Origin of the sequence: Roseofilum reptotaenium CS-1145 (assembly GCF_028330985.1) — a bacterium.
GTDB lineage: Bacteria > Cyanobacteriota > Cyanobacteriia > Cyanobacteriales > Desertifilaceae > Roseofilum > Roseofilum reptotaenium.
On the sequence record NZ_JAQMUE010000031.1, the window covers coordinates 1 to 22,683 of the forward strand.

Genomic DNA, 22,683 nt, shown 5'->3' on the forward strand with positions numbered 1-22,683 from the left:
ATCTCGATGAACTCGAAGAGGTTTTATACCAACGTTGCCGAAAGTTACTGACCCAGAGGGCATTGATTCGAGACTTGACCCGTTTTCATTGGTGGCGTGAAATCGCGGCTATACTTTGATTGATTCTCCGGACTTGATATCATGGGGGGATGGGGAGATGGGGAGATAGGGGGAAGAAACAACAGACTCGGTGGCGCTTTGAGCTATTCTAGCTATCGTTAAAAACCGTCATTAATGTACCTCATAGCAGAGGAAACTGCTGTAAGAGGGAGAAGAGGAGCGTGAATTCTAGGGATTTAAAAACTCAAGTGAATTCCTGCAATTATAAAAATCATCATCCTATGTGTTTGAAAAGTGGCTATCATGAAATAGCTCAAAGCCCTAGAAATTGGTTAAAGTTGCATTGAGATCTTCCAAGTTGATGATGGGGTGAAAACATTATGCCCAGAGGTGTTAAGAGTTTTAGGAGATGTCTAATAGGCACGAATAGCAATAGAAAATGTCCTAACTCTCCTTTTCTCTGCTATAGCTCTCTTCTGTCACTCTTGGCAATTCTGACGTTTCATGTCCGCGAAGCGGAAATTTCCGTCATTACAGCCCGCGATCGCGAAGCGATGCGGACCATTATCGCTAACGAAAGAATCAGGGTTTCACCCCCCTTTTTTGGAAAGTGACAGGACAAGCTGTATTGGTCTATCCATATTCAAGATAAAGGTTAAGGGTCATAACTGACCACTATCCAATTAGGGTGACAACTGCTGGAGCCAGGTTAGGACTGCCATGCGAAATTCAGCAAGAGAAACGGTTTGTATTGGTATAGACTCATCTACGAGATCCTCAATTGAAGCACCACGGGTAGATAGCTCTAGATGAAAAGCATTACCAGTGCGCTCCCATTGACGCAGTTTACCGGACATCACTGCTTCAATTTTTTCAGCTAAATCCTCTGCCCATTCTGGACTGTGCTGAATGTCCACAACCAAAAACGTGCTCACCCGACGATGGGCAGGGTTTGTTGCGGAGTAACCGGGCCATTCAAAAGGAGGTTGAGACATTTATTGATAGAGGTTGTACCTAAAAATAACGATGGCTTTGTGGAGATTGGCAAACTTAGATTAGCGCAAGGGGAATGCTGTATTAATGTTGCCGTTTCTCAAGGAAGCCCCAGCAATAGTAAAAACGTTATTGTCATCGCCGTTGCAATAGCCTTGGGCTGCTCGAGCGGGGGCACTCCGCCCGCACCATGCCCAATCCGGGGCGCTACCCGGACAACTTTGCCGATGGGCAGCGGAATACAAGATTGAATTTAGTACTTCCTGCTGGGTGCAGCGATCTGGAAACATGGTGGAGAATTTCGTTCTTCCCGCTTGTCCCACATAGCCCCAAGTTGCACCATAGATGCCCTGAGCATTGCCTCGCTGGGTAATCTGAAAATTGGTGACGGTTTGCGGACTGATGCCATTGGGTCGTGAGTGGAACCCTTTCGGTCTGCCACGTCGGCTATCCCACTCGCCACAAAAGATATGAGTCTGACTGACGGGTGGATTGGTAGCCGACCAATGGGAGAGTTGGGCACAGTTGACCTGAGATCGGGCAGCGGAGGAAAAGAAGAGAACCGTGCCGATCGCCATGACCAAGGCCAAGCCAATAAGTTTCATTTTCCTTTTCATGGTTGTGCTTGCTCTTTCTGATATTAACTTTTAATCGGTTTCTGGAGCGCGTCCCATTAAACCGGTCATTAATCTGAGGGAAAGAGTACGACCGATACGAAACTTCTGCAAGAAGAGTAATCCTAAACGGCGCGTCCAGACTACGGGGAACCAGTCGGTGGAAAATGTCCGGTCTAAGAAATCGGTAAAACCGAGAATCATCCAATTCTGAGGTTTACGCCACTGTTGATAGGGTTTGAGGTTCTTTAAGTGGCCGATATCTTTGTTTTGAGTATGGGAATTTTTAATAATTTCAGCTAACGCAGCCGCATCACGAATGCCTAAATTCAGCCCTTGTCCTCCTACGGGATGGCAACAATGGGCTGCATCTCCAGCTAGGGCAAGACGATGGCCGACGTAGCGATCGCACTGCATTAATTGTACCGGAAACACCAACCGGGGGCTATCAAGTTCTAGCCGTCCCAAAATACCGTCGGTTCGATATTCCAAAAGACGCAAAAACTCAGCCTCATTTAATTGTTGCAGCGCTTCTGCTTGTTCGTGGGGAGCCGTCCAAACCACCTGTACCCGATTTCCTGGCAAAGGTAAAACCCCCATAGGGCCGGTATACCAAAACCGTTCAAAAGCCACATTATTGTGGGGTTTTTCTGTTTTAATGGTTGTCGCAACGCAAGATTGCCAATAGCGCCATCCTTGGGTCGAAATTTCCGCTGCTTGGCGAATGGGCGATTTTGCGCCATCAGTAGCCACAACTAACCGACTCTCAATCACTACCGGTTCCGAATGTTCGGCTGAGTTGACCCAAACCTGAGCAAAATCTTCAAAATATTTGATTTCTTGCACCTGTCCTGGGCATACCCATTGAATCTGATTGGATTGATTAATCTGCTGTTGCAGCGCGGTTAAAATCACCCGATGTTCTCCCACATAACCCAGATGATCCATACCTAAATCATCTGGCGTTAAGTTCACTACCCACTGATTGGCATCAGATATCTGAATCTGGTTAAACGTAACGATTTGAGGCAAAATTTCTTGCCAAACCCCTAATCGATCAAAAATCTTCCCAGACATCAATGTAAGGGCATAGGCTTGGCGCTTAGATGTGGCTTTCTCTTGGGGTTGAGCCTCAATCAGGGTAATGTTTAAGCCAGAGTCTTTTAAGGCACAAGCTAACGTGGCTCCCACAATTCCTGCACCCACAATAGCGATATCCGTTTTGTAGGTTGGGTGAGGGTGAATAGTGGGTTGAGCTGTCAGGGGTGCAGCAATGGTCATAACTCAATTAAAAATTAAAAATGATTTCCTCAATGGATTTGAAGTCAGGTAAGCTTGACATTCCTACACTGATTCTCTTCTAGTTATTGTGACGCGAAGTTCTCTTCTGAGCAAGGTAGAGATCGAACTCCCCACTGCTGACTCCCTGACTAAAAGAATGATTTTTTAGGATTGAGCATCCATAGAGTCATGCCATTCTTGGCGTTCCTATTTCTCCGTGTTGCCCTCACTCAAAGAGTAAAAAATACCTTAAAATAATCCCTCTCTACAGCGCAAAGCGCTGCAACATCTTCTCGAGTTGGGCAACCGTTCCCCTTGGAGAGAGACGAGGTAAGCGCTCAGGAGGATTGCCCTCAAGCACTAAAACGGGTATTTCATATTCATAGGCTTGCCACCAAGTGTCATTAGTGGTAATGTCCCTAACTTCTAACTCGAAGGCAATGCTCTGTATTTGTTCAAGCTTTTCTTGTAATCCCTCACAGAGATGACATCCAGGCTTACTGTATAAGATTAGTCGCATAACCAGAAATTTTACAATCTATTTCCATCCCATTGTCTCACTCGAAGGATTAAAAATGGGGATTCCAGAGTGTGAAAAACTGTTTTCCCATTACCGATTACCCTTCTGCCGTGCGAAGCGCTATAAATCAAAGATGTATGGGCACAATCTTAAGGTAAACTAAAGAATGGAGGTCACATCATAAAGGGTATTCAGTCTTCATGACCAATCTGACTGCAACTTTAGGCCAAGTTCACACTAACCTCGACTTACAGGAACTTAATCGCCGATTCAGCCATACCCATCCTTTACATATCATTGGTTGGTGCTTGCAGAACTTTCCTACGGGTCTAGTACAAGCAAGTATTTTTAACGTAGATGATATGGTGATTACAGATATGCTGTATCGCTATCTGTGTCCAGAGCAGAAAATTCCGGTACTGTTTGTCGATACGTTGTATCATTTTCCCGAAACTCTAGCGTTTATTTCAGAAGTAGAAGCCTGCTATGACCTAGAGCTGAAAGTCTATACCATGGCGAAGATGGCGACACGCAAAGCGTTTGAAAAGTCCTATGGTAAAGCCCTGTGGCAAAGTGACTTAGAACGATTTGTAACTCTAACCCGTCGCGAACCCCTAGAACAGGGACTCAAAGATTTAGGAGCGATCGCCTATTTGACAGGAAGACGACGCGATCAAATGACGAGCCATCATCAGATCAATGTCCTAGAACTCGATCCCATGGGACGCTTGAAAATCAATCCTCTCGCCTACTGGCGCGGACGGGAAACTTGGGCTTATGTCTACGAACATGAAGTGAGGTACAACCCCCTCCATGACCAAGGCTATCCCTACATTAGCGATCGCCCAACCACCTCCTTAATTCCCAAACCAGTGGAAGATGAAACGCTCAAGCGGTGGAGAGGTAGTCATAAAACCGAATGTGGGATTCGGTTTTAATGGGTTCTATCTTCATAATGATCAGCGATCGCTCTCCCTTCAAGTCTAGGGAGTGGCGGCGATCGCTGAATTTGCCATCTCGATTAGCTGTTCCTTATCTCCCGCTTTCAAGCCCACACTATAGTGTCCTTCAGCTTGTTCCCACATCACCACAGCATCGGAACAATTAGCCCCACAAGTGGCAGGAACAAAATAACCTTTAATTCCTTGGGCCAGAGTAATCGATTCTCCTCCTTCTGGAGCTGTCAACGGCCCCATTTGACCGGACAGTTCTCCCCAACGGCAAGCCGTTCCACCATTACAATCCGCACTAAAGGCCAGCAAAACTTGATATTCAGAAGCAGACACTTCTGTCAGGATAGCAAACACTGGAGAAGCTTCCGTCTCTTCAGGAAGCCAACTGGGTAAAAGAACCGGTAGCTGAGTCTTCTGGTCCAACTCCGACAAAATTGGTGCAAATACCCCATGGGGAAGTTTAGCCTCAGCCGTCAGAACTGGGGGAGTAGCTCCCCCAGAAAATTCCTGAGATGTTGAGGCTCCAGAAGAAGCAGAAGAGCGGGAAACTGGGGCATCTTGACATGCAGCAAGAGCGACGACCATCAAAAGAGTCATCCACTTGACAGGAGCTAATCTAAATGTATTCATAGAACGATCGCGATAGACGCTACAGAACTCTGTCATACTCTTCTGCGATCGCCCCTATCAGTCCGGCACGATCTAAACCATTAATAATCCGCCGAGCGCCACGAAACTCTCGAGTTGACCCAGCAATAAAATGGCCCAACCGATATCCTGTAAACGTTCCATCGCGCATTCCAATCACCAGAATTCTCGCGGCAATCTCCCAATCTTTGGCCAAACTCGGATTGCCCACCAAATCAATTCCTAACCGATTTGACCAATCCGTATAATTGCGCCGTCCCGTAATTTGCACAAACCCTCGTCCCTTATAACGAGGCCCATCTCCATACTGAGTATTGCCCAAATCTGAGCGATATTCATAAGCCCAACCACTGGCAAACTCTTCCATCCATTTACCTAACCGAGATTCATGCTCGGCAGTGGCCAAAATATAAGCAATCTGTCCCTTATCGGTCACATTAGCCGCCTCAGCTTCCCGAATAATCAAGGGAATGGAATCCCAAGCATACGATCGCACATCGGGATAAGGAATAGAGTAAATTACCTTATCGAGATCGATGGACAACAGTAAATTGCCATAGGGTAAATAGGTTTCTACCTCTTCATCCGATAAGGCTGACCAGGTTTTTTGCCCCGCTACTCCATCATCGACGAGATTATTGGCTCTCTGGAATTGTTTGAGCGCCGATTCAGTATCATTGCCAAATAGACCATCTAGGGGAGAATCAGCCGGTAACATCTGGGCCTTTTTCAGCAATTCTTGCAGGACTTTTACCTCATCCTTTAAGTCCGTGAACGTAATCCCATCGCCCTTCCGTAATACGGGATAGCGCAGTTTTTTCGGGGTAGCGGACTCTAAAGCTGCCCAGGTATTTGGCCCAACAAAGCCATCGGCTCTTAAGCCTTTCTTCGCCTGAAATGCTTTGACCGCCTGTTCTGTGCCTGAACCAAAGAGACCATCAATCGGATCGGTCGATTGGAATATCCCTGCTTCCTTGAGCAAGTTTTGCAGGTATTTGACCGGTTCTTTGAGGTCGGGGTAATTGATGCCGTCACCTTTTTGTAAAATGGGCTTGTCGCTGGCCATAATCAGTTTGGGTGGGTGTAGTTGTGATCTTCTTTCAAAAATATATGGTTCTGGGAAAGGGCACAACTGGGTTTTGCCTATTCTCTATGGCCTTATAATGCACCATAAGACGTAATCTTTCACATTCTATGAATCAGTCTCCTGTTGGTATCGGCATTGTGGGTACAGGATTTGGTCAAAAAGTCCATATTCCTGCTTTTGAGCATCACCATCGGACTCAAGTGGTGGCAGTGTATCATCACGATCTAGCAACGGCTCAGAAAATTGCCACTCAACATCAGATTCCCCATGCTGTCGATACTGTGGAGGCGATCGCCAATTTACCAGACGTAGAGGCGGTTAGTATTTCTACCCCGCCTTTCCTGCACTACGAGATGGCGAAAACGGTTCTGAAGGCCAAAAAACATTTATTACTGGAAAAACCGACGACGCTTTCCGTTGAGTCTGCCCAAGATCTTCACAAATTGGCCCAATCACAAGGAGTCGTGGCAGCGATGGATTTTGAATTTCGCTTTGTCCCTGCCTGGCAAAGGTTTCAAGAACTCCTTGCCGATAATTATGTGGGTGAAAAACGGTTTATTAAAATTGATTGGTTGGTTCCTTCTCGCTCCGATCCCAACCGTGCTTGGAATTGGTATTCCCAAAAAGAGAAAGGGGGTGGCGTATTAGGGGCGATTGGTTCTCATGCTTTTGACTATATTGCCTGGCTATTTGGAGACATCAAGCGCCTATCGGCTCGTTTGAGTACCGCTATTTCCGAACGCCGAGATCCGACGACAGGGGAACTCAAACCGGTTGACGCGGATGATACCTGTTTATTGATGCTGGAATTGGCTGATGGTACGCCGTGTCAAGTGTCACTCAGTTCGGTTGCATATCAAGGACGGGGGCATTGGGTGGAAGTTTATGGCGATCGCGCTACCTTAATTCTGGGTAGTTCCAATCAAAAGGACTATATCTATGGGTTTACCCTACAAGGAGCCAAATTTGGCGAACCCTTAAGCCAACTGGAGATTCCCCAACGCCTAGAATTTCCCCAAACCTATCCCGATGGACGGATTGCCGCTTTTATGCGCGTCGTTGATGCTTGGGTAGACAGCATCGAAAACCATCCGGAGCAACCCACCGTTCCCACCCTACGAGAAGGAGTATATTCCCAACTGTTGATGGATTTAACCCATCAATCCCATACCACAAATAACTGGGTCGAGGTTATATCCGAACTTCAACCCGAAAAATAGTGGGTTTGCGATCGTTTTCTTCCTGCCAACCGATTGAGGTGAGAAAATCCGGAATTGATTCGGTTTCAACGACATCAACCCCCCATTCACCGGTTTTCAACGTCTCGGGATCGGAACGGGTAGCAGGCGTTTGTTTCTGTCCGGCTAGAACCAGAAGATCATAAGAACTCTTGGTGGATACTTTCTGTTCTTTGCGAGTTTCTGCAAGAATTGCAGCGCAGATTTCGCCCACTTGTTGGGGTTCTAAGTGTTCTAAGTCAAAGAGAATTTCAACCATCCAATGAGCGTGAGTTAAAGCACGACCCTTGATATCGGTGCGATCGCCCAATCCTTCTAGAAAAATAGCGGCAAATGCGTCCCGGGAGATTTCGGGGACGATCTTGTCAGTTAAAGCAAAATTATGAGCGAGGAGCATTCGGCCTTGCCGGCGATCGAGATCCATGGTTATCACCCTTGAGTTTGAGACTTTTCGCTCCAGAGTATAGAACAAGGTGGGTTAACCATCAAGGGCACTTCTATGTAGGAGATTAAAATCAAAATATTGCCCATAATTTATTGCCTATTTTTAAGGTATGAAATCCCATCTTTTTGGGAAAATGTGGAATTTCGATCTTATTAATTGCTCTTTTGAGCAATTAATAGAAGTGCCCTAAACTTTTGTAGGGCTTTAGCCCTTATTTTCGATTCTGTTCCAACTTGAGTACAATCTCTTGATGAACCGTGCGAGTAATGGGATAGAAGTAAGCTAAGATCGCACCGAGTACCACACAGGCAAGGGGAAGCAGGGTAATACACAAACGAATGGCTAATAGGGCAGAATCCGGTTGGATAGGAGGGGTCGATCCGGCGATCGCCGATTGATACCCCGACCACTCCAAAATCTGTCCCACTAATGCTAAACCCAGGGCAAGTCCCATTTTTTGTAAAACCAGCATGAAGGAATAGAAAATTCCCTCCCGACGTTGACCGGTTTTCAATTCATCGAGATCGATTACATCAGGAAGCATTGACCACGGAATTAAATAGCCCACAGAAACTCCAAATCCGGCAATAATCGATAACAAGAACATTAAGCCGACTTGACCGGGTTGGAGCAAGAATAGCCCCAATTCAGTGATCAGCCAAAACCCACCACCAAGATAATAAACGGCTTTTTTACCTAAACGGTAACTGACTTGACTCCACAGAGAGAGCATCACTAGAGCTGTTCCTTGTACTCCTAAAGCCGCCAGAAAAAAGAGAGAATCAGGTAATCCCATCCAACTCACCACATAATATTTAAGGACAGTGGCTGTCACTTGAATGGCTAACCAGGAGGATAAATAAATCCCCATGACGAATAAAAAGGGCGTATTGCTAAAAGCAATCTTGATTTGATCGACTAGGGGAATAGAGACTTCAGTATGGGTGGCTTGTCTTTGTTGTTCTACGCGTTTTACGGGTTGCCGCGTGCCCCAAATCGATAAATAGATGGGAATGACCGATAATACGGTTGCTAGAGCAGCAAGTACCAAATGTTGGAGTTGCGGATCTTTGATGAGTAAGGAGAGGACTAATCCTAAAATTAAGGAAAAGATACTACCACCAATGGAGAAGGTGAAGCGAAATCCATTCAGGGTTGTGCGTTCATTGTAATCTGGGGTGAGTTCAGCCGTGAGCGCGACATAGGGCAAGTTCACCATGGTGTAGCCCAGATTGAACAAGATGCTTACGACCACGTAGTACCAAAAAGTGCCCCATTCTCCGAAGGGAGGGACAACCCAACAGAGGAAGAAAAAGAGGCCAAAGGGAATCGCACCCCAAATCATCCAAGAATGTCGTCTTCCCCATCGAGATTGGGTGCGATCGCTTAAAAAGCCAATGATAGGATCGTTAATAGCATCCCAGATTTTACCAATCATTAAGACCTGACCGGCTAAGGCTGGACTGAGACCAGCTACATCCGTTAAGAAGGGTAAAAAGATAAAAACTAGGAGATTAGCAGTAATAGCTGGGCCTAAATCTCCTATGCCATAGGATAGTTTGTGTAACCCGGTCAAGGGTGATGGCGATCGCTCGGCTTCAGAGGTCATGAGTAAGATATGCTGAAAGTATGCAATAAATATGGGATAATTGGGTCTCCATCTGGTTCGGAGTCCCTGAGAATAAATATTCTATGATGCTCCCTTGATACCCTTCCCTTATACCTGTCATGTCTGATTTATTTGTTTCTTGGTCAGAATACCACCAAAAGATTGAACAATTGGCAGCCCAAATTTATCAATCGGGTTGGGAATTTAATCAAATTGTCTGTATTGCTAAGGGCGGTTTGCGCGTGGGAGATATTCTCTGTCGATTATATCGGAAACCCTTAGCGATTCTTTCTGCTTCATCCTACACGGGCCCGGATTATCAGACACGGGGTCAAATTCAGTTTTCTCGGCATCTAAGCATGACTACTGAGGGTTTAAGTTTTCCAATTTTGTTGGTGGATGATTTGGTGGACTCCGGGATTTCCCTACAAGAAAGTATCACTTGGTTGAAACATTACCAAAAACAAGAACCGGAGGGCGATCGCCCCAATCAGATCCGCACGGCCGTATTATGGTATAAATCTTGCTCCGTCTTTGCGCCAGATTATTATGTGGATTATTTGACAGATAATCCCTGGATTCATCAACCTTTTGAAGTGTATGAGCAAACCCCCCTTGAGGAACTGGTGGCAAAACATCAGTAAATTACTCTTACTCTTGAGTCTTCTGTTCGCTGGATGTAAACCCAAAATTCCAGAGATTACTCCCCTTGAACCTCTCCCTCAAGATCCGTTTATTCAAGTTTATTTTAACGCTTCTGAAGCCTCCAGTTATACGGAACCCTATCGCCAGATTACGCGATTAGGCGATAACTTAGAAGCGGTGATTATTGAAGAAATTAATCAAGCTCAAACCAGCATAGATATCGCAGTTCAAGAGTTTCGTCTCCCTCAACTTGCCCAAGCTCTTGCTACTCAAGCCAAAGCTGGGGTCAAAATTAGGATTATCTTAGAAAATACTTACTCGCGTCCTTGGATCGATTTTACACCTCGCGAAATTGCCCAATTCGATCCTGACAATCAAAACCGATATCGGGAATTTGTGAAACTTGCTGATATCAATCAAGATGGTCAACTTTCTGAGGAGGAAATCAACCAAAGAGATGCCCTTGTTATCCTGCGTAATGCCCAAATTCCAGTCATTGATGATACGGCAGATGGATCGAAAGGCAGTGGGTTAATGCATCATAAATTTGTGGTGATTGATAACTCTCGGCTGATTGTTGGTTCAGCTAATTTTACCACCAGTGGTATTCATGGAGACTTCTACAATCCAGACAGTCGCGGCAATGCCAATCATTTGCTAACGATACAAAGTCGCGAACTTTCAGAGCAATTTACCCAAGAATTTAATATTCTCTGGGGAGAGGGAAATTCAGGCATTTTAGACCCTGAGTTTGGACTGCAAAAACCCTTGCGTTCTGCGGAAAGTCTTGTTGTAGGAAATACTCCAGTCTCCGTTCAATTTTCACCCACTTCCGGCTCCGAGTTATGGACAAACAGCGCCAATGGTTTAATCGGTAAAACTCTGAAAACGGCTCAAAATACAGTTGATATGGCACTCTACGTTTTCTCAGAGCAACCCTTAGCCAATATTTTGCACATCCAACATCAAAATGGCGTTCAACTTCGGGCGTTGATCGATCGCACCTTTGCCTATCGATACTATAGCGAAGGTTTAGATATGTTGGGGCTGGCGATCGCCCGTCAATGCAAAACTGAACCCGACAACCGCCCCTGGAGAGCCAAGATTACTACCGTCGGCACACCCAATTTACCCATTGGAGACAAACTACACCACAAATTCGCCATCATTGACCAAAAAACAGTCATTACCGGCTCGCAAAATTGGTCAAAAGCCGCCAATCATAAAAATGATGAAACCGTCCTTATCCTCACCAATCCTACCGTTGCCGCCCATTTTGACCGCGAATTTCAGCGCCTTTACCGCAGCGCTAATCTTACCCTTCCAGAGCGCATTTCCGAGCAAATTGCCCGTCAACAGAAAGAATGTCCGCAAATCGAAGCCCAAACTGACAACCCTATTCGTGGAAAACTTGTTAATCTGAATACTGCTACCCAAGCAGAATTAGAAGCCCTACCTGGAATTGGAGAAACCCTAGCGCAACGCATTATCGCTTTCCGTCAACAGCAACCCTTTACCTCCCTCGAAGATTTAGATCGAGTGTCAGGAATTGGGCCGAGTTTACTCAGAAAATTAGACGGCCGAGTGACCTGGTAATATCAATTAACAAATTAACAATTAACAATTAACAATTCAAGGTTTTCTACCAATCATTGATATAAGCTCAACTCGCAGCAAAGTCAGTAAATTTTCGCTTGTATGGAGCCTTAAAAGCCAAAACGATATCCTGTTTAGGAATGCCAGCTTCTACTAATTCATTGGCTATTCCGATTTCCGTCCCATCCCGTTCAATCCAAATTGTACCCTCTTTAATTTCCACATAAACAAGGCAACCAAATACTCTCCTTAGCTCTTGCCAACCCATATTCATAATTTGATAGCGATCGCGCTCTGTGTCAAATAACAATTTAACTTCGGTCTGGCGATTTGAGCAATTTTTGGCATGACTTTCTAGAATGTTTTGGACAATTTCTTGATAATTTAGTCTTTCCATAAAACAACATCCTCTTGATCTGGATTAAAAATCAGTAATTTGAGCTGATACTCGCTAATGATTCTTTGAATAAACTGGCGACTAAAAAACTCATGATAAACATCCACTGGAATTGCTAAGTACAAAATCCGATCGGGTTCGGTTAATCTCAAGGCTGAACGGTAGTTCAGACATTGACCCAGAGCTAGGTGAAATTCAGTTACATCTGAGGGGCCTAAAAAAGACTTGATCTCTACGGCTATTTTTTTACCTGTTTTTTCAGCCGCTAAAATTTTCTCTGCTGTTAGGTCTATGTAAAAATCAATATCCTCAATTTGAATAAATAGATTCTCATCAGTAATTGTCCATTTATCTTTTTCAAGGGCTATTTTAACAGTATTATGAAATATATCTTTAGCGGGCATACTCGAACCAGATTTATTTTACCACTACTCATACCATCAAGCGATCGCCAACTAACCGATTGCCCCCTTAAAACAACACAGTTTGGGGAGCATCTATTTGTAAAGAAATATCACAATTTCCGCGAATTCGCATAAAATCGCTCCCAAAAAACAGAGTAACTAATAGGAGGGATAATAAGCTTCTGGGGAAATCCCGACGGGAAATTACCCAGAAACCGAACTTTAACAGCCTCCTAAGTCCATCCAGAGAGGGATTCCACTGACTCAACCCCCGCTCTGGAACTGAAAACGATTAGGAGAATAAATCCATGTTAACCAACAAATCTGGGATTGATACAGTGGCTCATACCCTTCAGCGCGTTGCTCTTGGAGTAACGTCTGTCGTTCTCTGTTGGAGCGGTTTGAACTGGGACTCGAAAGCGAACGCTGCTCAGTTTTCCGTCTTGTGGTGGGACACAACGCCCGTGAATCCTTGGATCAATAGTGAACTTCGTCAAGAAATGTCTACTTTTCTAGATGATTTTGGTGGTGGAAATCTCTTTGATACCACGTATGTTTCTCATAGAACATCTGGAGGACTGCAAGCCCATTTAGCTTCTAATAGCTATGACGTTGTGGTTTTAGATAGTTTCTATAATCCTCCTTATAGTCCTGCTTTTCCATTTGATTCAGCAGACCAGGAAGCTCTAAAACAGCATTACGCCCAGAAATCGAATTTGATCCTTGATGGAACCCTAAGCATTCGTAGTTTGCAAGCTATCCCAGAAACTGATTTTCCCGGTCCCAATAATGCCTTTGGTAACTTTACCGTGAATCAGATTTATGAACTGGCGACACAGGGAGGAGGGATTTTTATTGGTACTGATGATTATACTGTTCAACGTGATGGAAATTATATGCTTGAGGCTCTCTTCCCAGGGCAACCAGCTAGGTTTAGTGGTTTAAGGAATCCTTCTACAGATGGAGTGTTCTACGGTTCAGATTTGCTCAATAACCAGGTAGCCGTTTCACCTAATGATATTTTTACCCATTGGAGTGCAGTTCCCAGTCAAGGAGTTGCTCCCACGGGGGATTTTATCGATTTCTTGGGTAACCCTGTCACCCTTTACAGTCAAGTGGATGTTGCCGATAAACCTGGTGGTGGGCAAAAATATTCCTATATTTCCACCAGTTGGAAACCGGATGACTGTAAAACTGACGTTACCAGTACAAGTTCTGCGTGTAATCCGGAAAAAGTCCCTGAACCTTCTGCACTTTTGGCACTTTTAGCCGTTGGTGCTGTTGGTTCTCTATTGAAGCGCCGCTAAGGTTAATACTGTAGGATCGATTTCGTTCGTAGTGAGGGCTTTAGCCCTCTCCAGCTAGACTTTTAAGCACTAAAGTGCTTACTACAAACAAAGCCCTATTTTAGGTGAAACAATCCAGTAGGTTGGGTTGAACGAAGTGAAACCCAACATAAAATCAACCTATTCGTTGGGTTTCGGTTCCTCAACCCAACCTACTACGACTGTAAGTCCCTCTCCCACAGGAGAGGGCTACGAATGAATGAAAATGGTATAGAATAGAATCAAACTTATTCACCCAAACCATACACTGAAATTAGGAGACAAGAACAAGAATGACCCAAGTGGTAGTCGGAGAAAACGAAGGAATCGATTCAGCTCTACGTCGCTTTAAGCGCCAAGTATCCAAAGCCGGAATCCTTGCGGATGTGAAAAGCCGCCGTCATTTTGAAACCCCTCAAGAGAAGCGCAAGCGTAAAGCCGTTGCTGCGCGTCGCAAGCGGCGTATGTCTCGCTAGGCAAGATTATTTCAGGTTGATACACCAGGATCTATCTGCAACAATGAGATCTGTAGGGGGGAACGGCCGTTCCCCCCTACAGTCGTTTTTGTCTAACCCTTATCCCCAGGATTGCGTTGTGGATTCCCGGTTCACTGGGCCTAATATCAGTTTTCTAGACCCCTGGGGAATGTAAATCCAACCTAAATCTTGTAGACGGTTGACTAAATTCGAGATGGTAACTCCTAATTGATCCCGGAGTTGGTATAGGGTAGACCATCGGGTAAGATTTTGGCGATGACAATATTCGAGAAGGATGTTCTCTGGCATCAGCAGACAACTGGCAAAGTATTGTGCCTGCCACTCAATCGATTCGAGTTCGGTTAAGGAACTATTCGGACGACACAAGAAAGAATCGCTACTGCTGCTCAGATTTCGTTGTCCTTCTTCACTGACTTCTGCATGGTTGATATGCAGCATCCAATGGCCGATTTCATGGGCTAGGGTAGAGGATTGAAATCCTTCAGGTAAACTGAGAATTTCTTCATTAAGTTCAATTTGACGATTCAAGGGGAGAATGCGGGCCGCAATGGGCCCGTACTCGTCTGAGGGAATCTTATCCCAAACCACTCCCAAATCTAGAAAATCAGCAATACGGTCTACTTCTAAGGGCCAAGAGGGTTTCCAGTTCGGGGTAAATTCCATGCGTAACAGGAGGTCGTTGGCCCGACGCTCAATTTCTGGTTTGGGATAAAAGCGGTAGGGTTTGATTAAACTCAACTGGGGGCATCCTCGTTGGCTGCTTGAAAGATTTTTTCGGCGAAGTCAGGGTTTTCTCGTAAGCGTCTCAGGAGCATGGGCATGGCTTGGGCATTTTGCTTGAGCAGTTCCTCATATTGGTGAGGAATGCGTCCAGCTAGACAAACCAACATATCGGGTTCAAGGTCGAGATGTTTGGCCAGGGAGCGGATGACATCTTCTTTGGGAGGATAGTCAGCGCGATCGTTTTCTAGCTTGGACAGGTAGGTAAAGTCAAGCTTGACCAAGGCGGCTAGGCTCCTTTGGGAATAGCCTTTGTCTTTGCGTGCCCTACGCAGAATTTTACCAAATGTTTCTGTGGTCATTCGTTTTCTCCATTACAAATCTATCCTATCTCTAGTTTGAATAAAAAATCAAAAAATGGGTTGCCAGTCAGGAGAAGTTTGGGCTAGGATAAGGGTGTTGAAAAAATAATCAACGCATGAATTGGAGGCGGAACGATGGCTCAAACTTGGACAGATACAACCTATAAGCTTGATGGCACGGAAATGACGATTTTGACCAGTCACCCTCGTCACGATCAGGTTTCGCTCTATGTACCGGGATATTCTTTAGGGGGTAATGGGTTCTCAATTTTCTTTACCCAAGATCATATTGAACTGCTGGAGACCCTATTAGATCAATTAAAGCAGTTAAAGGGCAGCGATCGCCTCTCCCAAGCTGAACCGGTTGCCCTTCGCCGGTCTTCACCAGCAGAATTGGTGGGATAGGAGAGTGGGGGGATAGGGAGACGCGGAGAACTATTGCCTGTTCCCTGTTCCCCATTCCCCATTCCCTGTTTCCCTAAAGAACGGCAATACAGTCAATTTCGACCAAAACATCCTTCGGCAAGCGCGACACCTCTACACACGCGCGAGCGGGGGCATTCTCCGGGTCAAAATAACCTGAATAGACCTGATTCACGGTAGCAAAATCATTCATATCCTTAAGGAAAATAGTCATTTTCACGGCATTTGCAAAGGAAGCGCCAGCCTCGGCTAAAACCGCTTTCAGGTTATTCATCACCTGTTCCGTTTGTTTGGCCACATCATCGGTATGGACTAATTGATTGGTGCTGGGATCGATCGCAATTTGACCAGAAACAAACAACATCTGACCGCTCGCGGCGATCGCCTGATTATAGGGCCCAACGGGAGCTGGAGCGCTCTGAGTATTAACCACTTTACGAGTCATTCTTCTTCCTCTATCCACTTAAAACAATCGGGGACGCAAGCCATAATTGCGGTACATCCAATAATCTTTCAAAATGCTGTCATGGTCAAAACATAAATTGGGCGGCACTTGCCACAACTCAAACAAATCCAAATTCTGAGCATCATCAGCCGCCTGGGGTTCACCCATCGCTGCCGCAATCATCACCACTGATAAGGTATGCTGGCGAGGATCGCGCCCCGGCTCAGAATACACATGGAACTGCTCCACCAACTCCACTGATAACCCGGTTTCCTCCTTCGCCTCTCGGATAGCCGCCGTTTCTACCGACTCCCCATAATCAACAAATCCCCCAGGAATTGCCCATCCGAAGGGAGGATTTTTACGTTCAATCAACACAATCGGGCGTTCAGGGCGGTCAATCATCTCAATAATGATATCAACCGTAGGCGTAGGATTACGATACTGCATAGTCAAGTCAGATATTTAAAGATTTGCATCTTCCCCAAATTTAAACCCAAGGACACCCCAAGAACATGATAAGGTCATCATGTTAGCTGCGAAATACGCCAATTGTAGAATATGCCCTCTTCTAGACTTAGTGGCATCTTACTCCATCCCACTTCATTTCCGAGTCGGTTTGGTATTGGAGACTTAGGCCACGAAGCATATCGCTTTGTTGATTTTCTTGCCCACACGCACCAAAAACTGTGGCAAATCTTGCCTTTAGGGCCAACCGGTTTTGGGAATTCCCCCTATATGTGCTATTCAGCCATGGCTGGTAATCCCATGCTCATTAGTCCTGAGCATCTCAAGGATGACGGTTTACTCCAAGAAGAGGATTTTCTTCATTTGCCTGAATTTCCCCTAGATTGGGTAGACTTTGAGCGGGTAATTGCCGTTAAAACAGCCCTATTGGAAAAAGCCTGCCAAAACTTTCAGGTACAAATCGAAAACTCCAGCGAAACTCAAGAAGCCTTTGAAACCTTTTGCCAAGAAAAAGCCAGTTGGCTCGAGGATTATGTTTTGTATATGTCCCTCAAGGACGATCGGGAGGGGAAACCTTGGTATGAATGGGATGAAGCGTTAATTAACCGGGAACAAAGCGCTCTGAAAGCGTCTCAAGAGCGGTTACAAGAGAGAATTTTCTACCACCAATTTACCCAATTTAAGTTTTTTCAACAATGGGCAGCGCTCAAAGCCTATGCCAATCAGCAGAATGTGGAAATTATTGGGGATATTCCCATTTATGTTGCCCATGATAGTGCGGATGTCTGGGCTAACCGAGATAACTTTTTGATCGATCCAGAAACCGGTCAACCGGAACTGATGGCAGGTGTTCCTCCGGATTATTTTAGTGAAACCGGTCAGTTATGGGGAAATCCAGTGTATGACTGGGAGTATCTAAAAAAGACTGATTTTAAGTGGTGGATTCATCGCTTTCAGACCATGTTAGAGTATGTGGACTGGATTCGGATCGATCATTTCCGGGGTTTTGAGTCCTTTTGGGCAGTTCCTGAAGGGGAAGAAACGGCGATAAATGGCACTTGGATGCCCACCCCTGGAGAAGCATTTTTTGAGAAATTGGAGCAGACGTTAGGTAAGCTACCCATATTAGCTGAAGATTTGGGGGTGATTACCCCAGAGGTGGAAGCTCTGCGGGATAAGTTTGGATTTCCAGGGATGAGGGTCTTACATTTTGCGTTTGGTTCCGATGCGGGGAACCCGTTTTTGCCCTACAATCTACCGCGCAACTGCTTGGTTTATACGGGAACCCATGATAATAATACGACTTTGGGTTGGTTTGAGAACGATCTACCCGATTGGGAGTGCGATCGCGTGGTGAATTATTTGGGTCATTTGAGTCCCAATGGTATTCATTGGGATCTCATTCGCTTGGCCTTGTCTTCTGTGGCCAATTGGGCCATTATTCCCATGCAGGACTTGTTGGGTTTAGATGAGCGAGCAAGGATGAATACTCCTGGACAGGCTGAGGGAAATTGGAGTTGGCGTTATCGTCCAGACTCGATTGGTACTTGGTTGTGCGATCGCCTCCAACTGCTCACCCAACTCTACGGCAGATCCTCAAAGGGCAGTTAACTGCGAGAGAGCTGGTTCGCTGTAAAGATCACTTCTTCTACAGCACCCGGTTCTCCCAGTTTTTCGGATTTCCCTTCGTTGAGGGCAACAGAAACTGCTCCAGCATTACCCGCTACGATAATCAATTTTTGATTGGCGACCCAGGTTTGTTGGGTTCCTTCGGTCAGAGTTCCTTCAAAAGCGGTTTCTCCATCCGCTTCAATCAATATCCAAGACGGTTCAGTGACGATCACGCTGACCCGAACCGGTTCGATAGAGTTCGGATCGGGTTCAGATTTGACGACTAGGGAAGCGGGGGAGGATTCTGAGGGAACTACTGAGGGGGGAGAAGGAGGGCTAGAGGCGATCGCTTCGATTTCTGGTGCAGGTTGTTCAACTAAATAATCGACAGACGACCCCACAGAACGTTCAATCCAATAGGATAGCCCATTGACGGAACCAAAAATAATAGCCACATATAACAAATACAAATGAACCGGGCGCAGTTGCCACATGGGCCAACGCATCCAAGAGGCCTTGAGCAAGTTAAATCGAGACTCTGAAGGGAAGGGACTGGCAAAGCTAGAACCATCGAGTCCTAAAAAATCGGCATAGCGTCTGAGGAAATAATGGACATAAACGGGTTCTGGGAGTTGTTCAAGTTTTCCCTCTTCGATCGCCCCGAGTAGGCGTTGTCGGATACGGGTTTTCGTGGCAATGTGGTCTAAACTCAAACCTTTTTCCTGACGGCGATCTCGTAATTGAGACCCCAGGTCAATTAAGACGCTCTTCAAGGAATCAAACTCATTGACTGAGGATTGTATGGTTTTCTGTTTCTTCATCAATTACGCTCCTTCACCACCGATCTGTTTGTACCACAGTTTCCTCTCAAAGCTGTAATTTCCAAGGCTCTCAGATATCGATATTGCCCTTTAGGTAAGGCTTTGAGTTGAATTGAGCCAATAGCACTCCGATGGAGACTAAGCACGGGATACCCTAGGGTTTGGGCCACCTTACGGATTTGCCGATTCCGACCTTCCCATAAGACAATTTCGAGCAAAGTTTTGTGAGTGCCTTGCGATCTCATTCGCCTGACTTTAGCGGGTAGAGTTTGGATGTTTTCATAGACTATACCGTTTCTCCAGTCTTCGAGAACCGATTCTGGGGGAATTCCTTCGACCCAAACGCGATAGGTTTTGGGGATACTATGGCGAGGGTGAGTCATCTGAAAGGTCAAGTCTCCATCATTAGTGAGCAAGATTGCCCCGGTCGAATCAACATCTAAGCGACCGACCGGGTGAATACCAGTATGGTGAGACAGAGTAGGAGGAAGGAGGTCTAAAACGGTAGTGCGATTTTGAGGATCGGCACAGGTGCAAATCACTCCTAGGGGTTTGTTCAGTAAGAGGTAAAGGGGTTGGGGACGATGGTGAAGGGAGAGAAGAGAACCATCAATTTCGATCGCATCGCGATCGGGGTTCGCTTTCTGGCCGAGTTGATGAACCACCTGACCATTAATACGAATGCGACCCTGTTGGATCATCACCTCTGCCTGTCGTCGGGACGCGACACCCCAACGAGATAAAATTTTTTGTAATCGTTCATCCCTGGGTAGATGACTCGAATCAGCCTCCATCATTGTTGTGATACTCACCAGTTTTAGGGTTAGGTTAAGAGGTTAGCGAAGAAAAAAGTTTTGCTTGACTGGCAGTCCCAGTTGCTGACAACTGGGTAATCTTTACAAATCTTACAAGAAGTTGCCCAGAACGGGGGGGAGTTCAATTAAAAATTCAAAATTAAAAAACTCAAAATGATTATCTTTGCCTTAACTCAGCGCTCTCAACGGACTAGGGGAGGCGAGAATTAATCAAGGTAGAGATTAAGGTTTATTGAAATCCCCTGATGGCTGTTGAGGTAGATAAATTTCAATCCATGCTCCTCTGGTTTCTAGATGGTTACTGGCCTTGACCCATCCTTTATGAGCTTCGACAATTTGCCGGACAATGGCCAATCCTAATCCACTACTGTGAGTTAAGGGGGTACGGGGAGGGTCAGATGAATTGGAGGACACAGCAGGAGCAGTTTGGCTACTGGAGAGGACTCTAGCACGGGAGGGTTCTCCCCGATAAAAGCGCTCGAAGACATAGGGTAAGTCAGTTTCTGGGAAACCTACACCGCCGTCAATAACTTCAAGATGCACCCATTTCTGAGATGGAGTGGTTGAGTTTGGGCATTCTTCTATACTGAGTTTAACCCATATTTGACCTTGGAGGGGACTATATTTAATGCTGTTGTCAAGGAGATTAATGAACACGCGACATAAGCGATGTTCGTCGCCGTGGATCAATAGCCGTTCTGGGCCAGAATATTGCAGTTGGAGTTGTTTCTGACGGGCTAGGGGTTCGAGGGCGATCCAGGAGGAGCGGATCAGGTCAGGTAGGTTAATGGGTTTCCAGTTGAGGCTATAGGACGATCCTCGTTCGAGTTGACTCAGATCGAGGAGGACTTGGACAATATCGCTCAGGCGAATGACTTCGGAAAGGAGGCGATCGATCCAGTTGCGCAGGGGCGGATCGAGGCGAGTTTGAAGGGTTTCGGCAACGAGACGAATGGAGGTCAGGGGAGTTTTGAGTTCATGGGCAACATCGGAAAACGCCCGATCGCGCTGGTTGGCTAAAGTGAGTAGTTCTTGGCAGTTTTCCAAGAAGACTCCAACCCGACCTTTTGACAGAGGAATACTGTAGGCTTTCAGGGCGATTTTGGGTTTGAGCGATCGCTGGGTATTCTGAGGTTCTACCGTTGGCGCAATCGGTTGAAAGTTCCAGTATTTTTCAACCGGTTTTTGGGTCGTGCGGGTTTGGTCGATCAGTTCATCTAACTCATAGGACCGAACAATTTCCAGCAGTAGGCGAGGACTGTTGAGTTCTGGAGGAGTAATGCCAAAGAGTTGATAGGCTTGGGCGTTGCACCAGATAAGTTGATTTTGATCGTCAACTTGTAAATGGCCTAGGGGGGCACAAGTGAGGATTGATTGCCAGTAATCTATGTCTTGTTGTAGATGGTATTGATGTTTCCGTTGATGGGCGATCGCTCTTACTAGACGTTCTGGGAACCGGCCCATCAGTCCTGAACCAGAGGTCAATTCAGGTAGGATTCGCTTGATTTGTCGTTCTAAGCGAAATTGACATCCTAGCCATAGGAGCAAGCCTACCGCTAATCCCAGTAAGAATCCGAGTAGTGGCACAATCATAGCTTTCCTTGATTATCACCTCATCGCCTAGGGTTGCGATCGCATTTTCAATGGCGCGATTTCGGTTAGCTAAAGCGGTATCCAAATCCACGAACCGTCAGTAAATATTCTGGGTGACTGGGGTCGAGTTCAATTTTTTCGCGTAGCCAACGAATATGTACATCTACGGTTTTAGTATCTCCCATGAAGTCGGGTTCCCAAATGCGCTCGATCAGTTGGTCTCGCGACCACACTCGTCGAGGATGGTTCATAAAGAGTTCGAGTAAGCGGAATTCTTTGGGAGAGAGGTTAATTTCTTGGTCGCGGACGATGACGCGGCACTCTTGGGGTAATAGGGTAATGTCTTTGATTCTCAGGACTGAGGGACAAGATTCGGGAATGGGATAGCGGTTGCGCCGCAGGAGGGCGCGCACTCTAGCTACTAATTCTCGCACGCCGAATGGTTTGGTAAGGTAGTCATCTGCTCCAACTTCTAACCCGACGACGCGATCGGTTTCTGAGCCTTTGGCACTGAGAATGAGGATAGGTACCGTATGACCTCTTTGACGCAGCCAACGGCAAAGGTCAAGACCATTGATCGAAGGTAGCATCAGATCGAGAACGATCGCATCAATGGATTCTATCGGGCGATCGCCTCCTTCCTGTTGTTGATGAAATAATTCCACAATTCCCCGACCATCTTCAGCCGCTATCACCTCAAATCCTTCATCCCGTAAGGATAGGGCCACCGTTTCTCGAATCAGTTCTTCATCTTCGACGACCAAAACTCGCCCTAAACTCAATTGTGAATTGGTTTGGGTTGTTTCTATCGGCAATGTAAATACCATGACTAGCCTACCAACTCCGACAGTACGATCCCCTTAAGCGTACCAGTTTTTCTTGAAAAACATCACATTTTTCCAATTCAATTTATGTGAGGTTTGTCTATACTTTGTCTATATGAATAGATGGTTGATTTTTAGGGCTTTTCCCTGTTGATAGCTAACTTTATTGTCTAATCATGCAGTAAATTCATTAATTTTATCCTTTAATTTTCTTCTACGTGAATCCCTGTTTTTTCTGGGCAACCAATTCTAACCTAGGACTTGAAAGTCCTAGTCATTTTAAACTATA

General features: G+C 45.8%; 26 protein-coding genes. 8 read left to right on the forward strand and 18 right to left on the reverse strand.

Annotated features, from left to right (window positions below; genetic code table 11):
* Positions 1–743: 743 nt before the first annotated feature.
* From PN466_RS04370 to PN466_RS04385, 4 genes are all read right to left on the reverse strand, one after another.
* The gene (locus PN466_RS04370; RefSeq protein WP_271937284.1) at positions 744–1,055 is read right to left on the reverse strand and encodes a hypothetical protein; all 312 of its coding nucleotides are present in this window, start codon (positions 1,053–1,055) and stop codon (positions 744–746) included.
* A 60-nt stretch (positions 1,056–1,115) separates the two neighbouring features.
* Positions 1,116–1,658, reverse strand: a complete 543-nt coding sequence (locus PN466_RS04375) for an EndoU domain-containing protein (RefSeq protein ID WP_271937286.1) — start codon at positions 1,656–1,658, stop codon at positions 1,116–1,118.
* Between the two features lie 42 nt (positions 1,659–1,700).
* The gene (locus PN466_RS04380) at positions 1,701–2,948 is read right to left on the reverse strand and encodes an FAD-dependent hydroxylase (RefSeq protein WP_271937288.1); all 1,248 of its coding nucleotides are present in this window, start codon (positions 2,946–2,948) and stop codon (positions 1,701–1,703) included.
* A gap of 265 nt (positions 2,949–3,213) precedes the next feature.
* Complete coding sequence (locus PN466_RS04385; protein WP_271937289.1) at positions 3,214–3,468, reverse strand: glutaredoxin family protein; 255 nt, start codon at positions 3,466–3,468, stop codon at positions 3,214–3,216.
* Between the two features lie 200 nt (positions 3,469–3,668).
* Between PN466_RS04385 and PN466_RS04390 the strand changes: the two genes are divergently transcribed.
* The gene (locus tag PN466_RS04390) at positions 3,669–4,406 is read left to right on the forward strand and encodes a phosphoadenylyl-sulfate reductase (protein ID WP_271937290.1); all 738 of its coding nucleotides are present in this window, start codon (positions 3,669–3,671) and stop codon (positions 4,404–4,406) included.
* A gap of 45 nt (positions 4,407–4,451) precedes the next feature.
* Here the strand turns inward: PN466_RS04390 and PN466_RS04395 are convergent, their stop codons facing one another.
* Both PN466_RS04395 and PN466_RS04400 read right to left on the reverse strand, forming a co-directional pair.
* Positions 4,452–5,087, reverse strand: coding sequence for a hypothetical protein (locus PN466_RS04395; RefSeq protein ID WP_271937291.1), 636 nt, complete (start codon positions 5,085–5,087; stop codon positions 4,452–4,454).
* Entirely contained in the window at positions 5,071–6,135 is a 1,065-nt protein-coding gene (locus tag PN466_RS04400) for a peptidoglycan-binding protein (protein WP_271937292.1), read from the reverse strand. Before PN466_RS04400 ends, PN466_RS04395 begins: the two co-directional genes overlap by 17 nt.
* A gap of 128 nt (positions 6,136–6,263) precedes the next feature.
* Here PN466_RS04400 and PN466_RS04405 point away from each other — a divergent pair, with 128 nt between their 5' ends.
* The gene (locus tag PN466_RS04405; RefSeq protein WP_271937293.1) at positions 6,264–7,376 is read left to right on the forward strand and encodes a Gfo/Idh/MocA family protein; all 1,113 of its coding nucleotides are present in this window, start codon (positions 6,264–6,266) and stop codon (positions 7,374–7,376) included.
* Here PN466_RS04405 and PN466_RS04410 read toward each other — a convergent pair.
* Positions 7,348–7,818 carry a DUF2656 family protein gene (locus tag PN466_RS04410; RefSeq protein ID WP_271937294.1) on the reverse strand — a complete coding sequence of 157 codons (471 nt, stop codon included), beginning with the start codon at positions 7,816–7,818 and terminating at the stop codon, positions 7,348–7,350. The two genes, PN466_RS04405 and PN466_RS04410, sit on opposite strands and share 29 nt — an antisense overlap.
* Before the next feature lie 232 nt (positions 7,819–8,050).
* The gene (locus tag PN466_RS04415) at positions 8,051–9,448 is read right to left on the reverse strand and encodes an MFS transporter (protein WP_271937297.1); all 1,398 of its coding nucleotides are present in this window, start codon (positions 9,446–9,448) and stop codon (positions 8,051–8,053) included.
* 119 nt (positions 9,449–9,567) lie between these two features.
* Here PN466_RS04415 and PN466_RS04420 point away from each other — a divergent pair, with 119 nt between their 5' ends.
* Entirely contained in the window at positions 9,568–10,092 is a 525-nt protein-coding gene (locus PN466_RS04420; protein ID WP_271937298.1) for a phosphoribosyltransferase, read from the forward strand.
* On the forward strand, positions 10,049–11,689 hold the full coding sequence (locus tag PN466_RS04425; protein WP_271937299.1) for a phospholipase D-like domain-containing protein: 1,641 nt from the start codon (positions 10,049–10,051) through the stop codon (positions 11,687–11,689). The genes PN466_RS04420 and PN466_RS04425 overlap by 44 nt, the downstream gene beginning before the upstream one ends.
* 67 nt (positions 11,690–11,756) lie before the next feature.
* Here the strand turns inward: PN466_RS04425 and PN466_RS04430 are convergent, their stop codons facing one another.
* Together PN466_RS04430 and PN466_RS04435 are read right to left on the reverse strand one after the other, a co-directional pair.
* The gene (locus tag PN466_RS04430) at positions 11,757–12,086 is read right to left on the reverse strand and encodes a XisI protein (RefSeq protein ID WP_271937301.1); all 330 of its coding nucleotides are present in this window, start codon (positions 12,084–12,086) and stop codon (positions 11,757–11,759) included.
* Positions 12,074–12,490, reverse strand: a complete 417-nt coding sequence (locus PN466_RS04435; protein WP_271937303.1) for a XisH family protein — start codon at positions 12,488–12,490, stop codon at positions 12,074–12,076. The genes PN466_RS04430 and PN466_RS04435 overlap by 13 nt, the downstream gene beginning before the upstream one ends.
* A gap of 308 nt (positions 12,491–12,798) precedes the next feature.
* On the opposite strand from PN466_RS04435, the gene PN466_RS04440 reads away from it, so the two are divergent.
* Positions 12,799–13,797: a PEP-CTERM sorting domain-containing protein gene (locus PN466_RS04440; protein WP_271937304.1), complete on the forward strand. Its 999-nt coding sequence runs from the start codon at positions 12,799–12,801 to the stop codon at positions 13,795–13,797.
* 311 nt (positions 13,798–14,108) lie between these two features.
* The gene (gene rpsU / locus PN466_RS04445; protein WP_271937305.1) at positions 14,109–14,291 is read left to right on the forward strand and encodes a 30S ribosomal protein S21; all 183 of its coding nucleotides are present in this window, start codon (positions 14,109–14,111) and stop codon (positions 14,289–14,291) included.
* A gap of 99 nt (positions 14,292–14,390) precedes the next feature.
* Here rpsU and PN466_RS04450 read toward each other — a convergent pair whose 3' ends face one another.
* Both PN466_RS04450 and PN466_RS04455 read right to left on the reverse strand, forming a co-directional pair.
* Positions 14,391–15,050 carry an ImmA/IrrE family metallo-endopeptidase gene (locus PN466_RS04450; protein WP_271937307.1) on the reverse strand — a complete coding sequence of 220 codons (660 nt, stop codon included), beginning with the start codon at positions 15,048–15,050 and terminating at the stop codon, positions 14,391–14,393.
* Positions 15,047–15,394, reverse strand: a complete 348-nt coding sequence (locus tag PN466_RS04455) for a helix-turn-helix domain-containing protein (RefSeq protein ID WP_271937308.1) — start codon at positions 15,392–15,394, stop codon at positions 15,047–15,049. The genes PN466_RS04450 and PN466_RS04455 overlap by 4 nt, the downstream gene beginning before the upstream one ends.
* A gap of 135 nt (positions 15,395–15,529) precedes the next feature.
* Between PN466_RS04455 and PN466_RS04460 the strand changes: the two genes are divergently transcribed.
* Positions 15,530–15,799: a hypothetical protein gene (locus tag PN466_RS04460; RefSeq protein WP_271937310.1), complete on the forward strand. Its 270-nt coding sequence runs from the start codon at positions 15,530–15,532 to the stop codon at positions 15,797–15,799.
* Positions 15,800–15,872: 73 nt separating this feature from the next.
* Here the strand turns inward: PN466_RS04460 and PN466_RS04465 are convergent, their stop codons facing one another.
* The gene (locus PN466_RS04465) at positions 15,873–16,262 is read right to left on the reverse strand and encodes a RidA family protein (protein WP_271937311.1); all 390 of its coding nucleotides are present in this window, start codon (positions 16,260–16,262) and stop codon (positions 15,873–15,875) included.
* An 18-nt stretch (positions 16,263–16,280) separates the two neighbouring features.
* Positions 16,281–16,712, reverse strand: coding sequence for an NUDIX hydrolase (locus PN466_RS04470; protein WP_271937312.1), 432 nt, complete (start codon positions 16,710–16,712; stop codon positions 16,281–16,283).
* A gap of 111 nt (positions 16,713–16,823) precedes the next feature.
* Here PN466_RS04470 and malQ point away from each other — a divergent pair, with 111 nt between their 5' ends.
* Positions 16,824–18,341 carry a 4-alpha-glucanotransferase gene (gene malQ / locus PN466_RS04475; RefSeq protein WP_271937313.1) on the forward strand — a complete coding sequence of 506 codons (1,518 nt, stop codon included), beginning with the start codon at positions 16,824–16,826 and terminating at the stop codon, positions 18,339–18,341.
* Here malQ and PN466_RS04480 read toward each other — a convergent pair.
* From PN466_RS04480 to PN466_RS04495, 4 genes are all read right to left on the reverse strand, one after another.
* Positions 18,338–19,162: a helix-turn-helix domain-containing protein gene (locus PN466_RS04480; protein ID WP_271937316.1), complete on the reverse strand. Its 825-nt coding sequence runs from the start codon at positions 19,160–19,162 to the stop codon at positions 18,338–18,340. The two genes, malQ and PN466_RS04480, sit on opposite strands and share 4 nt — an antisense overlap.
* A complete protein-coding gene (locus PN466_RS04485) occupies positions 19,162–19,956 on the reverse strand; it encodes a pseudouridine synthase (RefSeq protein WP_271937380.1) in 795 nt (264 codons plus the stop codon). Before PN466_RS04485 ends, PN466_RS04480 begins: the two co-directional genes overlap by 1 nt.
* A 243-nt stretch (positions 19,957–20,199) precedes the next feature.
* A complete protein-coding gene (locus tag PN466_RS04490) occupies positions 20,200–21,570 on the reverse strand; it encodes a sensor histidine kinase (protein WP_271937318.1) in 1,371 nt (456 codons plus the stop codon).
* Between the two features lie 65 nt (positions 21,571–21,635).
* On the reverse strand, positions 21,636–22,397 hold the full coding sequence (locus tag PN466_RS04495; protein ID WP_271937319.1) for a response regulator transcription factor: 762 nt from the start codon (positions 22,395–22,397) through the stop codon (positions 21,636–21,638).
* Positions 22,398–22,683: the final 286 nt, after the last annotated feature.

Bases quoted from the DNA above. Each gene is read 5' to 3' on its own strand.
- PN466_RS04370 (WP_271937284.1), bottom strand. From the start codon at position 1,055: ATGTCTCAACCTCCTTTTGAATGGCCCGGTTACTCCGCAACAAACCCT.
- PN466_RS04375 (WP_271937286.1), bottom strand. From the start codon at position 1,658: ATGAAACTTATTGGCTTGGCCTTGGTCATGGCGATCGGCACGGTTCTC.
- PN466_RS04380 (WP_271937288.1), bottom strand. From the start codon at position 2,948: ATGACCATTGCTGCACCCCTGACAGCTCAACCCACTATTCACCCTCAC.
- PN466_RS04385 (WP_271937289.1), bottom strand. From the start codon at position 3,468: ATGCGACTAATCTTATACAGTAAGCCTGGATGTCATCTCTGTGAGGGA.
- PN466_RS04390 (WP_271937290.1), top strand. From the start codon at position 3,669: ATGACCAATCTGACTGCAACTTTAGGCCAAGTTCACACTAACCTCGAC.
- PN466_RS04395 (WP_271937291.1), bottom strand. From the start codon at position 5,087: ATGACAGAGTTCTGTAGCGTCTATCGCGATCGTTCTATGAATACATTT.
- PN466_RS04400 (WP_271937292.1), bottom strand. From the start codon at position 6,135: ATGGCCAGCGACAAGCCCATTTTACAAAAAGGTGACGGCATCAATTAC.
- PN466_RS04405 (WP_271937293.1), top strand. From the start codon at position 6,264: ATGAATCAGTCTCCTGTTGGTATCGGCATTGTGGGTACAGGATTTGGT.
- PN466_RS04410 (WP_271937294.1), bottom strand. From the start codon at position 7,818: ATGGATCTCGATCGCCGGCAAGGCCGAATGCTCCTCGCTCATAATTTT.
- PN466_RS04415 (WP_271937297.1), bottom strand. From the start codon at position 9,448: ATGACCTCTGAAGCCGAGCGATCGCCATCACCCTTGACCGGGTTACAC.
- PN466_RS04420 (WP_271937298.1), top strand. From the start codon at position 9,568: ATGTCTGATTTATTTGTTTCTTGGTCAGAATACCACCAAAAGATTGAA.
- PN466_RS04425 (WP_271937299.1), top strand. From the start codon at position 10,049: ATGAGCAAACCCCCCTTGAGGAACTGGTGGCAAAACATCAGTAAATTA.
- PN466_RS04430 (WP_271937301.1), bottom strand. From the start codon at position 12,086: ATGGAAAGACTAAATTATCAAGAAATTGTCCAAAACATTCTAGAAAGT.
- PN466_RS04435 (WP_271937303.1), bottom strand. From the start codon at position 12,490: ATGCCCGCTAAAGATATATTTCATAATACTGTTAAAATAGCCCTTGAA.
- PN466_RS04440 (WP_271937304.1), top strand. From the start codon at position 12,799: ATGTTAACCAACAAATCTGGGATTGATACAGTGGCTCATACCCTTCAG.
- rpsU (WP_271937305.1), top strand. From the start codon at position 14,109: ATGACCCAAGTGGTAGTCGGAGAAAACGAAGGAATCGATTCAGCTCTA.
- PN466_RS04455 (WP_271937308.1), bottom strand. From the start codon at position 15,394: ATGACCACAGAAACATTTGGTAAAATTCTGCGTAGGGCACGCAAAGAC.
- PN466_RS04460 (WP_271937310.1), top strand. From the start codon at position 15,530: ATGGCTCAAACTTGGACAGATACAACCTATAAGCTTGATGGCACGGAA.
- PN466_RS04465 (WP_271937311.1), bottom strand. From the start codon at position 16,262: ATGACTCGTAAAGTGGTTAATACTCAGAGCGCTCCAGCTCCCGTTGGG.
- PN466_RS04470 (WP_271937312.1), bottom strand. From the start codon at position 16,712: ATGCAGTATCGTAATCCTACGCCTACGGTTGATATCATTATTGAGATG.
- malQ (WP_271937313.1), top strand. From the start codon at position 16,824: ATGCCCTCTTCTAGACTTAGTGGCATCTTACTCCATCCCACTTCATTT.
- PN466_RS04480 (WP_271937316.1), bottom strand. From the start codon at position 19,162: ATGAAGAAACAGAAAACCATACAATCCTCAGTCAATGAGTTTGATTCC.
- PN466_RS04485 (WP_271937380.1), bottom strand. From the start codon at position 19,956: ATGGAGGCTGATTCGAGTCATCTACCCAGGGATGAACGATTACAAAAA.
- PN466_RS04490 (WP_271937318.1), bottom strand. From the start codon at position 21,570: ATGATTGTGCCACTACTCGGATTCTTACTGGGATTAGCGGTAGGCTTG.
- PN466_RS04495 (WP_271937319.1), bottom strand. From the start codon at position 22,397: ATGGTATTTACATTGCCGATAGAAACAACCCAAACCAATTCACAATTG.